This window comes from Variovorax jilinensis (genome assembly GCF_030316885.1).
GTDB lineage: Bacteria > Pseudomonadota > Gammaproteobacteria > Burkholderiales > Burkholderiaceae_C > Variovorax > Variovorax jilinensis.
Window position 1 is genome coordinate 1 of record NZ_JASZYQ010000007.1, and the last position, 12752, is coordinate 12752.

13 protein-coding genes and 1 pseudogene are annotated in these 12752 nt (G+C 63.2%); all 14 read right to left on the reverse strand.

What is annotated here, in order from left to right:
* Positions 1-157: 157 nt before the first annotated feature.
* Positions 158-296: pseudogene (locus QTH87_RS21490) on the reverse strand (IS30 family transposase); the annotation flags it as partial.
* 88 nt (positions 297-384) lie between these two features.
* Positions 385-3420, reverse strand: a complete 3036-nt coding sequence (gene mobF / locus QTH87_RS21495) for a MobF family relaxase (RefSeq protein WP_286612102.1) — start codon at positions 3418-3420, stop codon at positions 385-387.
* A 1-nt stretch (position 3421) separates the two neighbouring features.
* Positions 3422-3589, reverse strand: coding sequence for a hypothetical protein (locus QTH87_RS21500; protein WP_286612103.1), 168 nt, complete (start codon positions 3587-3589; stop codon positions 3422-3424).
* The gene (locus QTH87_RS21505) at positions 3564-5030 is read right to left on the reverse strand and encodes a type IV secretion system DNA-binding domain-containing protein (RefSeq protein WP_286612104.1); all 1467 of its coding nucleotides are present in this window, start codon (positions 5028-5030) and stop codon (positions 3564-3566) included. The genes QTH87_RS21500 and QTH87_RS21505 overlap by 26 nt, the downstream gene beginning before the upstream one ends.
* A gap of 295 nt (positions 5031-5325) precedes the next feature.
* Positions 5326-5895, reverse strand: coding sequence for a phospholipase D family nuclease (locus QTH87_RS21510; protein ID WP_444812829.1), 570 nt, complete (start codon positions 5893-5895; stop codon positions 5326-5328).
* A 38-nt stretch (positions 5896-5933) separates the two neighbouring features.
* Positions 5934-6809, reverse strand: a complete 876-nt coding sequence (locus QTH87_RS21515) for a lytic transglycosylase domain-containing protein (RefSeq protein ID WP_286612106.1) — start codon at positions 6807-6809, stop codon at positions 5934-5936.
* On the reverse strand, positions 6796-7815 hold the full coding sequence (gene virB11 / locus QTH87_RS21520; RefSeq protein WP_286612107.1) for a P-type DNA transfer ATPase VirB11: 1020 nt from the start codon (positions 7813-7815) through the stop codon (positions 6796-6798). The genes QTH87_RS21515 and virB11 overlap by 14 nt, the downstream gene beginning before the upstream one ends.
* A 23-nt stretch (positions 7816-7838) precedes the next feature.
* Positions 7839-9050: a TrbI/VirB10 family protein gene (locus tag QTH87_RS21525; RefSeq protein ID WP_286612108.1), complete on the reverse strand. Its 1212-nt coding sequence runs from the start codon at positions 9048-9050 to the stop codon at positions 7839-7841.
* Between the two features lies 1 nt (position 9051).
* Positions 9052-9780, reverse strand: a complete 729-nt coding sequence (locus QTH87_RS21530) for a TrbG/VirB9 family P-type conjugative transfer protein (RefSeq protein WP_286612109.1) — start codon at positions 9778-9780, stop codon at positions 9052-9054.
* A 58-nt stretch (positions 9781-9838) separates the two neighbouring features.
* Positions 9839-10513 carry a VirB8 family type IV secretion system protein gene (locus tag QTH87_RS21535; RefSeq protein ID WP_286612110.1) on the reverse strand — a complete coding sequence of 225 codons (675 nt, stop codon included), beginning with the start codon at positions 10511-10513 and terminating at the stop codon, positions 9839-9841.
* Entirely contained in the window at positions 10510-11484 is a 975-nt protein-coding gene (locus tag QTH87_RS21540) for a TrbL/VirB6 family protein (protein ID WP_286612111.1), read from the reverse strand. Before QTH87_RS21540 ends, QTH87_RS21535 begins: the two co-directional genes overlap by 4 nt.
* Positions 11485-11486: 2 nt before the next feature.
* Complete coding sequence (locus QTH87_RS21545; protein ID WP_286612112.1) at positions 11487-11813, reverse strand: hypothetical protein; 327 nt, start codon at positions 11811-11813, stop codon at positions 11487-11489.
* The gene (locus QTH87_RS21550) at positions 11806-12021 is read right to left on the reverse strand and encodes a hypothetical protein (RefSeq protein WP_286612113.1); all 216 of its coding nucleotides are present in this window, start codon (positions 12019-12021) and stop codon (positions 11806-11808) included. Before QTH87_RS21550 ends, QTH87_RS21545 begins: the two co-directional genes overlap by 8 nt.
* 46 nt (positions 12022-12067) lie before the next feature.
* On the reverse strand, positions 12068-12736 hold the full coding sequence (locus tag QTH87_RS21555; RefSeq protein WP_286612114.1) for a TrbJ/VirB5 family protein: 669 nt from the start codon (positions 12734-12736) through the stop codon (positions 12068-12070).
* Positions 12737-12752 lie beyond the last annotated feature (16 nt).

The window sequence follows — 12752 nt, forward strand, 5'->3', positions numbered from 1 at the left end:
ATTCCGGCCGCTTCCCAGGCTATGAAGTCTTTCGCGGTCGCCCGTGGCCTTGGTGTCGGCGGGAAGTAAAGCGGCCCAAAGCCGACCTTCGCGTACTTCCGCCAATGGCCGAACTGAGACTTCGGACGTAGCCGAGCGAAAGTCAGCGCTTGTGGATTCAACCGGTCGATGCAACACATTCGCTGAATCTCAGCGGGTGTCTGGAAGCGGAGCGTCTTGCGCGGCCTCTCGTTCAATTGTCTCGCGATCGCGTTGAGTTGAAGCTGTGAGAACCCTGAAACGGCCATGCCCTTCGGCGCGATTCCGGAACGCGTCAGGGCCGAACGGACCCTGAAGGTCTTCCTGTGGAGCCCATACCACTCAGCGCGCTACGTGGGAACTCGATCAACCCGGACTGAACTCAATTCCACCGGTCGCCCCCTCGCGCTGCCGAAGCGGCAACTCGTGCCCGCCAGAGATCGATGGCTTTAGCGCCGGGCCGATCGGTTTGATGTCGCGCTCGCGCTGGATCCCGAGCGCCGTCGTCTTCTGATAAACCTTCGAAATCGCTTCCGGAAGTTCCTTCACCGAGTTTGTATACACGCGTGCCTCATGCCTAGCGCGGCTGATGGCAACATAGTAGAGATTCATCGACGTGGTGCGGCTCTTCGTGTCGATCGACATCAGCGCCCGGTCGCTCGTGAGCCCCTGTGCGCTGTGCACCGTCGCGCAGTAGGCATGGTCCAGGTGTAACGGCTTGTCGGCAACGATGTCGAGCGTCCGCAGCGGCCGACCGTCCTTCTGCTCGACGGATTCGAGTCGAATCAGCGGACCGATCACGTCGGCAACGCGCAGCCGGTCGCTGCTCGTCAGGTCACGCGCCGGATCGTTGCGGGTAACCCGCAGCGTGTCCCCGACCGATATCTCAGCGTGCTCCAGTTCGTATACGCTGAGCTTCGTCACCTTGCGCGGGTTGATGGTTGTGGTGGTGCCGTCGCTGCGCCTCAGGACCAACTCATTGCCCTGAAGTACGTCATCAACACGGTAGATTTCTCCGCGAGCGAGCCCCACCCTTGGGTAATCTGAATCGGGCTGGATCGCCATGCCGCGCGAGTAGCTGGGGGCGAAGCGCCGCTGAGCTTTCGTGGTGTCGACGCGGGTCAGGATCTCCACTTTGCGACCCTTGCCGGCGAGCTCGAGCTTCTCGCGCACCATCGCTGTGACTTGGCGGCGCGCCTGGTTCGTTCCCGTGACGACCAGCGTCTTGGCTCGCTGCTCGAATGTCAGTGCGCAGAAATCGCTTGCGATGGCTTCGTGTCTGACGGCAGGCTCCTCCAATTCCAAGACGTCCTTGATGTGCCGAAGCGACTTCGACGCCTGACCGTCAGCCGTGAGTTCGACCGCAGTCTTCAGCGTTGGATTCAGTTGACGCAGGATCTCGCTGATGCGTGTGGTCAGCATGCCTGCCTCCTGGAGCTGCGCGAAGGGTTTGCCGCGTTCGATGGCCTCGGTTTGCTTCGTGTCGCCAATCAAGACCATGCGCGCACCCGCTTTCTCGACGATCCGCATAAGGTGAGCAAGCTGCCGGGATCCGATCACCCCCGCCTCGTCCAGGACAACGAGCGTGTTGCCGTCGATAGGTTTGTCCTTCATCTTCAAGAAGCTGGCGACGGTACGCGCGTCCAGACCATCGAGCTTGAGCGCCTTCACCTGCGGCCCATAGGGCGCCAGCGCGATGGTTCGATATGCGGCTGTGCTCGTACCGGTTCCGTCACCTGCATTCAGCTCTGAGGCCTGCCGAATGAGCTCGACGGCCGCCTTGACGGAAGTGGTCTTGCCGGTGCCAGCATCGCCCTGGATTCCGACGAAGCGGTTGTTCGTGGCGACGATGGCCTCTACTGCGGCGCGCTGGCCCACCGTCAGCTTGATGGCCTTGCCCGATTGCTGACTTGCCTCGCGTTCGTAGGCATCGATCGAAGGACCTACCGCTGGAGGCTGCACGAAGGCAATCACCTGACGGCGGCCCGCTCGTTCGATGGCAAGGATGATCTTTTCCTCCTTGAGCGCTTCGAGGGTCGTGTAGCGCCTTTCCACGGGAACCAGAGAGCCACGCTTGATCGCGAGGCTGACGTGTTCACGCGCCTGTGCGGGGGACCATCCCTTGTGCTCGTGCACGAATGTCCTCCAGCCCGCCTGCGACAAGGCTGTCGTCCTGCCCGGCTCTGTGGTCCGATAGATGGGGGTCGATTCGATCAACGCGCCTGATTTCACCAAGCGGGCAATCTCGGCACGAACATCGTCCGGACCCGCCAGTCCGACCGCTCGCCGAAGCGCTGTCCCCATCAAATCGCTCTCCGACGCAACCGCCTCACGTTCCGTGAGGTGCTTTATCGCGTACTGGACGACTGCCTGTGCCGGAGTGACGCTGCCTGGCAGGGCGGGGGTGGTCTCCGCCAGACTATCTGGAGCGCGCTCGGAGCTCGAAGTCGCAAGGTCACGCTTGGGGCCACCGCGTCGTTCGGCCCGTACTGCATCGACCGTGTACGCGTCAAGCCGTGATCTGGGCCCGAAGTCGATGCCGAGTTCGCTGCTCTTCTCGATCCAATACCGCTTAACGACTACCCGATCCGATTCGTCCTTCCGTGGACGGGTGATCATCGCAATGACCTGCTTTTCCAGCGTACTGGCCGAGCCACGGGTCATGCCCTTCTGGTCCAGCGCTTCCTCGATCGCCCGCGCGCGAGCCGAAAACGCTTCGATCTGCTCGCGCGTGATGTGGTCGAGCTCGAAGTTTCCCTTGTCGTCCACGACACGGATCGCATAGCCGAGCTGGGTCAGTTCGTGCGCGAGCTGCGTCTGGTAGACCGCATCGATCTCTCGCTTGACCTTGAAGATGTCTTCGTTGGACAAAGATCGCCAGGCACCATCCGAGCGCTGCGTCATGTTGAGGATGACCGCGTGGGTATGCAGTTGCGGGTCTTTCGCGCGGCTCAGCTCGTGGCGAAACTTGCCGATCACCAGCTTGCTGGTGCGTTCGTGATAGCTCTTGCCCTTGACCTTCCTGCGGGCCACCGCCAGGCGCTCCACCTCGCGCATCGCCTTGGTGACCGCCCGATCGTGCGCCTCGGTCACAGCCTTGTCGCCGGCGATCAATGCCTGCATGGACACCGACTTCGGCGCGGAGAAGGTGAGGTCCAAGGCCATGCGCTTCTCGTTAGTGGTCCGGTCGAACGTCAGCTGGATGCGCTCGCCATTCGGAAGCTGCCCATTGAAGAGGCGCGAGAGCTGCTTCTGTTCCACAGGACCGGTCAGGCCGAGGATCCGGGCGCCTTCGCCTTGCCATTCGCCGGCGTGCTCCTTGGCGTAGTAGTCGTCGCCCGATGCAAAGTAGTGCGCCGCAGCGTACTGATTGCTCCCTTTGATCAGGGTGATGCCCAGCATGTCAGGCGGAGCCGCGGGTATGGTTCAGGCCCGAGGGGTCCTTTGTGACCAGTGCCTCGTTGCGATGCGGCCATGAGAAGTAGGGCACATGAATCTTCGCGATCGGGAACGCCTCCGCAAACATCACATAGCCGTGTAGGTCCTCAAGATTGGAGATCTCCGCATCCATGACGACAGGTTCGGGTGGGCTTCCCACCACGTTTCGGCTTCGCCCCCCCGCTGCCGCCTGAGCTGGTGGTCACCTGGACGCGCTCCACGTGTTGCTGGCCCAGAATCTCGCTCGCTCGGTGGGCGTTGTAGGCGTTCGCAGCACCGAAAATGAGGTAGTTCCGAAAGCATGCCAGCAAGATCTTGGCGGCGTCCTTGCCGTAGGTCTCGTCGAGCTGAGCCCAGTCCTGGATCGAGCCCACGATGCGAAGGCCGTGCTTCCGCCCCTTGGTCGCCGCGGGCACGAAGGATTCCAGCCGCCCGAGCGAATCGAGCTCATCCAGGAAGAGCCACAGTCGCGTCTCCTTCATCGGTTCGTTGCTCAGCACGGTGGCGCAGATCGTGTCGATCCAGGCTGCTACCAGCGGGCGTTGAGAGGCCCGCATGTCTTCGCGCCAGGTGATGAAGAGGTTCCCGGCTTCCGGGTCCATCACCCACTGATGAATCGAGAAGGCGCCCTTGCCCATAAAACGGAGGGGCCGGACATACTTGTTCATCATGAACTGGACCGACGCGATGGCTTTTTCGGCGTTATCGCGGAAGTACCCTCGCGAATCGGTGTCCGATAGGAACTCCCGAAGTACCTCCGTGTCGGCGTTTACCAGCATGTCTACGAGTGTGTTGTTGTCGCGCTGGCCGGCCTTGTCGAGCTTGCGCATGGTGTCGGCCAGCACGTCGCGGGTGTAGGCGCACCATTGCTCGTCGCTGGGATCGATCTGCGGTGGTATCACGCTCTTGGCCAGGCGCATGTAGTCGTGCCCGCCCTGGACCTCGTTAAAGATGCTCCAGCCCGCGGATCGTTCGTCGAACGGATTGAGGATCACGTCGCCCGCGAAGCCGAACTTCGAATAGAAGGTGCCGTTTGGGTCGACGACGGCCATCTTGTCGCGCCGCATGATGGCCGAGGCGATCATGCGCTCGATAGCGACCGACTTGCCCGAGCCGACGGAGGCGCAGATCATGGTGTTTCGATTCTCCAGATGCAGGGGCATCGGCATCGCCCCGATCATGATTGGCGCGACGTTCTTCCAGGGACCATCACCGCTCGCATGCTTCTTGCGCAGGCGACGGTTCTCCATCCGATTGGCGGCCTCGACCTTGCCCTTGACGGTGTGCCAGTTGGCGATGCGCGAACCCCGCAGCCAGCGGAGGTAGGGCGTGCCGCGAAACTTATCGTCGCCGTACTCATGGACTATCCAGGCGAGGCCAGCGGCCGCGGCCAAGCCGGTCAAGACCCCGCCCATGATCAAAGGGTGATGTGAGGTGATCTTCAGCGCGGCGCTCAGGGCTTGCGGGAAGGGCGCGAGCGGTACATCAGCCAAATAGGTGCCGGCCAGCCAACCCGCGATAGGAAGGCTGAGGCCGAAGAGGAGGGTCGCGTTCTCGACCTCGTGCTTCTGCATCAGCGTGCCTCCAGCGTGACGGCACCACGCTGTGCCGAGAGGTGTGCGAGGGGAGGATGGCGATGACGTCGACTTTGCAAAACAAGGCATTTGCGCCTGGCCGCCATGCGCAACGCGAAATCCGCCCGCGTCGTGCCCGTGACGCTGCCATGGACGACACCGAACGGGAGGAAAGGGGAGGCGACAGGCAGGGGGTGTCCCCGGTGATTCAGGATCACGACAAAGAGCGATGAAACAGACCGCAGATGATCCGCGCGGGATGGCGATGGGTGTCAGGCATGGCGTCTGTCGAGGGCTAGTAGCTTGATCGGTACTCGATAGCCAGCGCCCATCGGCTTTGCCAATGAGCGAGGTACTGCTTGGCCAATGCCGGGTTGTTCCAGGCCACAAGCACGTTCTCGCTGTTGCGCTTCGCGGCTGATGCCGTGAAGTTGAAGCTGCCGGTCTCCACATGCAGGCCGTCGGCAACGATGAATTTGTCGTGATGGATCGCATAGGCGCTCACGGTCCGCGTCGGGATGCCGGCGTTGACGAGCAGGTTGAGCGCAGCGCGTGAGGCGCTGGAGCGGGTTTCCTGGACGTTGCTTTTATGGTCCACCAGGACCGCCACATCGACGCCGCGCTGTTTCGCATCGACGAGCGCACGGACGACCGTCGGCGATGTGAAGGAATAGGCCGCAAGGCGCACAGACGAGTGGGCCGAGCGAATGACCTTGATCACCAAGGCCTCGGCACCCGCTTCAGGCGAAAAGGCTACCTCGATCGGCGGGTTGCTTCGGGCCTGCGCAGCTGGTCCCGCGGGGGGAAGGCCCCGGGCGTTGGTCGATGGTGCAACGCATGACCAGAAGCCAGCGAAGGTGGCGATGGCAAGATGGCGACGCAAAGAGAATTTCGTTATCACGATCAGTTCACGAACTGGACAAAGGGGGCGGCGTCCCGCGTTACCGCCACGCCTGCGCGGGGTGGCGTCGCGGTCGTAGCGGGAAGTGCGGAAGTTGAGGGAGTAGTGGAAGCAGTGGAAGTAGCGCGAGGCGTGACTAGCTGAGCCGTAGCAGGTGCGCCCGGTGCTTCCGCGAAAACCACCCATTGCGCGGGCATAGGTGCCGACGCCGATGAGGCGGCCGTGGCCTTGGGTTGCAGCGGCGCGGTCGACCGCACGGACACGGCACCGTCTACAGCCTGCAGCTTCACCGCGGGCACGATCGGGCTCGTTGGCGCGACGTCAACCGCGTTGGCGATCACCTTCTGCACGTAGCTGGGCTGGCCCGGGCTGTCGGGCTTGAAGCCGCGCGTGAAGTTTCCGGAGTAATAACAGCTGAAGGCGGCTCGCAGGGCCTCCTGCTCGTCGCCCAGCTTGGCCTTCGCGCGGTGGTAGCAGTCCTTAAGTATCGCGCCACCCGCCTTCAGGTTTCGGCACGGCTCGAAGATTGTTTCGTAGGTCTCGCCGTACTTGGCCAGGTTGTGCCGATTCACCTGCCCGAGCCCCATCGAGAAGTTGAAGCCCTTGCGCTCGAGCTCGCGCGCGGCTGCGACCGCCTCGGCGTGGCTGCGCGGCTGCCGATCCAGGCGCCCACCCACGACGCCGATCGCATAGGGGTTCCAGGACGATTCCGTGGTGACGACGCCCTTGAGTGTGGTCGGATGGATGTCGGGCGCGCACTCGGCCGCAAGCTTTTCGAACGTGAGCGGCTCGGCCGTCGAAGGTGCGGGGGCAGCAAGGACGCCTTGCACACCCTGTCCGAGCGCGGTGACCACCAAAAGCAGCTCACGCGCCCGCATACAGAATCTCCGAGATGTACCGTCCGTGGCGCTCCGTGTATTTCCACTGCACGACGACGTCGACGCGACGCTTCACGCGTTCGATCACTTGGTCGCGCGTGAGCGAGGTGTGGCCGTCCATGAGCTCGCCGAAGCGATCGAACATCTCGCCGGGAGAGTCCGCGTGGATCGTGGTGAGCGAGCCCTTGTGGCCCGTGTTGAGCATGTTCAGGAACTCGACCGCTTCGGGTCCGCGGATCTCACCCATGATGATGCGGTCCGGTGTGAGGCGCATGCATGAGCGCAGCAAGGAGGTAGGCGTCACGGCAGTCTGGTCCGCCGCTTGGTCGCGTGCATAGGACAAGCGCACGCAATTGAGGTGAGGCGGCTCGACCTCTCTCGAGTCCTCGATCAGCGCGAGGCGCTCGTGCAGCGGAACTAGCTGCAGCATCGCGTTCAGGCAGGTCGTCTTGCCGCAGTAGGTGCCTGCAGAGATGGCGATGGTCTTGTGCGCACGCACGGCCCCCTGCAGGAATTCCTGCCAGCGACCTGCGTTGACGAGCTTGGCTAAGTCCTCATCCGACAGATCCTCGTCGTCGACAGGCTGGTTCACGAACCGGAAGGCGCCCTGCGCTTCGTAGAGGGGGAGGGTCATCTTCACGAGCGCCTGCTTGCGGATGGTGAGGGCGACAGTTCCCTCAGGTGCCACGGGCGGCAGGATCATTTCGGTGCGGTAGCTGCCTCGCTCGAAGTCAGCCACGCCGTCGCTCAGGTCCACAGGAAGTTCCGCGGACAGGATCGGGCTCGAGCGGTCCGCCTCCAGGCTCTTGAACGAGGCGGTGACCTCGGCGAGCGAGAGCAGGGAGGCGAAAGTCAGGCCCGGCACATCTACGCGCTCCGAATAGTAGGAGTCCTTCTTGCGCAGCCATGCCTCGAAGGGCTTGTTGACCTGCACCTCGGTGACGTTCGGATCGTCAAGGTACCGGGTGAGGGGCGCGAGCTTGGCCCGAAAAGATGCGATCGACATGGTTCTTGCGGTTCCTTTTCGCCCTACTGGATGAACAGCACGCCGTCGCCGCGTGCCTCGGCCGCCTCGAGCGATGCGGTCTTCTCCACGGCCGTGAAGTCCAGGTCCTTGTTCACGTAGATGCGCACGCGAGATCCCGCTGGCACCGTGATGGTGGGCGGCATGTTGGCGTAGGGCTGGAGGACCTGCTGAGAGGTCTGCGCGGCGGCCTGCGTTACCGACTGGCGGTAGTAGGAGGCCGAGTTCTGTTGGTCCATCGACCCCACCCCCATGGTGGAGGCACCGGCGCCGATGATCGACAACATGGCCGAGATTCCGAAGATCTCCGCGAAGTGCGTATCGACCCGGCCGCCCATGCCCGCCGTGCCGAGCTGGTCGGCGCCGCTGCTGTCGATTGCTACCTGCACGCCGTCAGGCCGGCGCAGCGTGTTCCAGACCACGAAAAGCCGGTCTTGGCCTTTGCGCAGCTCCGCGTTGTAGGTGCCGCACACGCGCGAGCCCCACGGGATGAGCTTCACGCGGCCCTGGGCGCCATAGACGTCGCGCTGCACGTTGGCGCAGATCATGCCGGGAAGATCCGAGATCGCCCGCGGCTCGAGGACGGCTTCGATCAGCTTGCCCTGGAGCACCTTGTACTCCAGGTCGACCAGCCGGTTCGCTCGGCTTACGGCGACGCCGTTGCCGGATACGGCTCGGGCGAAGCGGGAGTTGGCATCCTGCGGGGCCCGCGCGTCGGCCACCATGTGCTGCTTCTCGCCGTCAAGCTGCTCGCGGGCCTCGACCGTGTGCGAGGGCTGCGCTCCTGTGTTCGGGGGGATGATCGACGACTTCATGCGGGCCTCGAGCATGCGGCGCTCCTGCTCGCGGCGCTGCAGCTCCATTTGCTCGCGCTGGGCGCGCAAGGCGTCGTCTTCCTGCGCCACGGTGGCGGGCGTGGGGGCAGGGGTCTCTTTGGCAGCGCCCACGGGCTGCACCGTGGCGGCCTCCGGCGCATTGAGCTTCGGCACGGGCTTGCGCTCGGCCACTGTGTGCTCGGTGTTCGCACGGGCATCGGTGCCGTCGCCTTGCTTGATGAACCAGACTGCGCCGATTGCCGCCAGCGCCACGGCCGCGAAGGCGATGCCGCCTGCCTTCCTCTTGCGATCGTCGGCCACCAGCGAGGCGCGGATCTCTCCGGTTGCGGCGTCGATCTCCGCATCGCGCAGGGAACGTGGCGCTAGCTCAGGCTGCGTCATGTCATTCGCCTCCCGAGGTGCGCATGCCGTCGTTGCGAACGCACAGATGCCAGTTTCCATTTCGAAGCGTGAACTGGCGCGCGATCCGCTCAGCAACCAGGTAGGCGCCTTCCCGGCGCGTGTTCACGATCGACTCGGTGCCGTCCGGCCCCACGGTGTAGATCGCGGGGATCTCGCCATCGGGATCGAACTGGAAGTAGGTGAATTGACCATCGTCGAAGGCGCGGGTGAGCGGGATCGCGGCTCTGTCGCCCGAGGTGCTGTAGTTCACGTTTTTGCGGCCGGTGTTGCCGCCGCCGAAACGGATCGTGCCGGGCGCTTCGGCGCCACGGCTGCCGCCACCACCTTCCGCACCACCCCCGTTCGGCGCGAACTGCATCGTCCTTGACGGATATACGAAGCGCACGAGGAACGTCTGCCCTACCGATCCCTTCGCGCTCGTGAGCTTGAAGTAGTAGGTCCGCTTGTCGGTGATGACGGTGAGGTTCGTGGATGCGTTGGCCTCCACCGGCTTGATGAAAAGTCGGTTCTGGTACGGCACGGTCTGCCAGGCGATGGAGTCGCCCAGCGTCACGACCTTGACCGCCTCGTCGTCCCCGAACTCGATGGCGGTCTGGTAGCCATAGGTGCCCACGATCTCGTAGACCTGGTTCGGATCGAACGCCACCTGCTTGACGCGGGCGTCGGTCACGAGCGCGTTGGGTGATTTGGCGGCCTGCGCCGGGGCCATGCTGACCGTGAGCAGAGCCGCGGTGACAAGGCAGATTTGGTAGTTCTTCATGAGGCGCTCACTGACGACTGAATTCCTGGTCCTTGCGGTACGCGGTGGCGGCGAAGCCCAAGGGGTTCTCCCAGCGGTCGCCCAAGGCCAGCGGCTTGTAGGTGAAGGTGTAGCGAACGAGCGCGGTGAAGTACTCGGTCTTGCTCTCGGTGCCGGCCTTCTCGGTGATGAGCTGGAAAGCCACCTGGTAGGCCTTGTCGCCCACGGAGGTGATGCCGGTGATGCGGGGGTACTTGCGCCCACCCGTGGCGACTTGGTAGTACGGATTGGCCGCGTTCTCTGCTGAGGTCTCCGCGTCGTATTGGCTTGCGACCTGCGGGGTTGAATGCAGCCGGCACATGTCCGCGTTGCGCTGCCGCCAGGCCGGGTCGAACGTGTTGCAGGCCATGACAAAGGCATAGACCTGGCTTTGCACGAAGCTCTCCTCGCCCGCGATGGTCTCCGGGGTGACCACGGTCTGCTTGACCGTGTTCCCGTCCGGGCCCTGTACCGTGATGATCGGGATGAAGGTGTGGCGCTTGGCAAACACGGTGAGCGCGAAGGCGAGGCTCGCCACGCACAGCATCAGCAAGCCGATTGCCAAGTAGGCGCGGTTGCGCTCCTGCTTGAGCCTGTTGCTGCCGCCTAGCTGGATGGCCTGGGTGGTGGGGTCGGTCTTGAACGTTTTCGAGCCGAAGGTCATTTCTTCACGCCGCCCCTGGCTGCACTGGAAGCTCTCGCCGCCCTAGCCGCTCCGCCTGTCCCGGCGCTCATGGCGGTGCGCGCGATCATGATGAGCGTGCCGGTCGAGCCCGAGGCACCGCCGGCCAGAGCCGAAGCCCAGCCGCGCACGCAGAGCATGAACAGTATCAACACGCCCTCGATCAAGACCAGTTGACTGGTTTGACGCGTGCGCAGGCTGTTTGATCCGAAGTAGCTGGCCGCCTCGGTGAGCCCAGGGGCCTGAGGCATCGAGGGCAGGGAGATGCTCGAGGCGGCGGCCTTGCCTGCTTCCTCTATCGCATCGCCAAAAGCGATGAAGCCGAAGCGAACGATCGCGACAACGAGGATGTAGACGAAGCAACAATTCAACATCACGTTGATCCAGTTGGTCGCGAAGTGCCGGGTTTGCTCAAAGAGCGCGAAGCCTGCAAACAGAGGGAGCAACACCATCGTGATGGCCATGCCCCACTTGGCAAGCGTCATGTAGGCCAGCGCGATGACGAACAGCAGGCAGTTCACGACGAACAGCACCAAGCCGTCAAAGATCAAGGTGATTTCGGTCAACTTCGCGTTGCGCAAGGTCCCCGATACGGTATCTGCATTGACCCAGAGCGCATCGAGCATCTGCCCGGTCGGCTGGCCAGCCATGATGGTGGAGGCCGCCGAGTCCGCGAAAGAGAAGAAAATGCGGTAAATGTCCTGCGCGAATCCGCCCCAGTTGAGCGTGCCAAAGACGGCCATCGTCATGAAGGCCCTGGCCAGGAAATCCTTCCACTGCAGGGGTGAGTGGCCTGCATAGATTTTGTAGCCGAAGAGAGCCCAGTAGAGTACTGCGGCGAGGTGAACGGGGGTCGCGACGGCGGAGGCGAGCGCCGGGTAGGTGGTGCTCAGAAAGGTCTGTGCGACGCCATCGGAGGCGCCGATCATTCCCTGGATCGTGATGTCGGCCACCGCTATTTTTCCCCGGTGACGGCGATCCAACGTGCCTTGACTCTGGCATCGCGCAGGTCTTCGGCACTTAGGTACACGCCTGTCATGTCGCGTACCTGGGTGATCGCATGCCTAGCACAGAGGTCGTACTGGCCCTTCGGATCGTTACCCCCGAACAGAATCTGCTGACATGGCAAGAAATACTCTGAGACGAACGTGTTGAAGTCGTACAGCGTGGCGCTGAGCAATGGGTTCGCGGGCTTCTCGACTCCGACGACCATATAGGTTGTTCCACCGCCGATAGCGAGCCCCACCGCCAAGGCGGGAATTAGCATCCAGGACCTAAACATGGTCGGTCTCCTTTGTGGTCGTGTTTTCCAACTGGTGGAACTCGCAGGCGCACGGAGAGCGATCGAAGCGGTTCGACGTGCTTGAGCATCCGGCGAGCCAACCGAAGAGGAACAGCAGCGCAAAGAACTTCCAGCTCTTGGCCAAGAGCCAGAACGGGATCCACAAGGGCCCGGTCAGGACCGCGCAGATGATGAAGAGGGTTTTCATGGGACTAGTCTGTGTGAATCAGTTTCAAGACATCAGCTGGAATCGCTCAGTTCGAGGAGCGGCGGTGGTAGCTCTCGACCGAGGAGGTCGCCTGGTTTTGCTCGTTTAGCATGTTGGCCTGCAGGTTCACGTTCATCGCGGTGAGCTTGGCCATCGCGGTCTGCAACATGCCGTTCTCCACGGCGATGCGGTTCTGCAGGTCCTGCGCGTCCTTGAGGTTGGCGGTGCTGTCGATCTGTTGGCCCAGACGCGTGAGGTTGTTCAGGTGTGTCTGGACCTGGCCGTAGAGCGCATCGCCACTGGACATCGCCGCGCGTACCGAGTCGCTGCTCAACTGATAGGTCGCCGCCCCTTGACCCTTCGGGTCCTGGAACAGCTCCCTGGGCATAGTCTTCAGGACCTGCTCGTATTGGCCCTGCTTGGTGCCGTAGGCGCCCTGGGCCTGTTGTGCGACCACTTCCTGCCAGGAGCCGGGGACGACAGACGCGGCGTTGATGGAATCGTTGAGGCCCAGCTGCCCGCGACCGTAGCTGCCGGTGACGGCTTCGTACTGCTGCTTCATCTGGTCGTACTGCCGCTTCATCTCGGCGAGCTGCTCGGCCCACTTGGCGATGCTCTCGCCCTGATTGAGCGTGGCCAGCATGTCGGACACGGGTGCCACCACCGCGAGCTGGGCCATCACCTGGCCGTGGGCCAGGATGGCGATGGCGCTCAAGACTAATGTGGTGCGA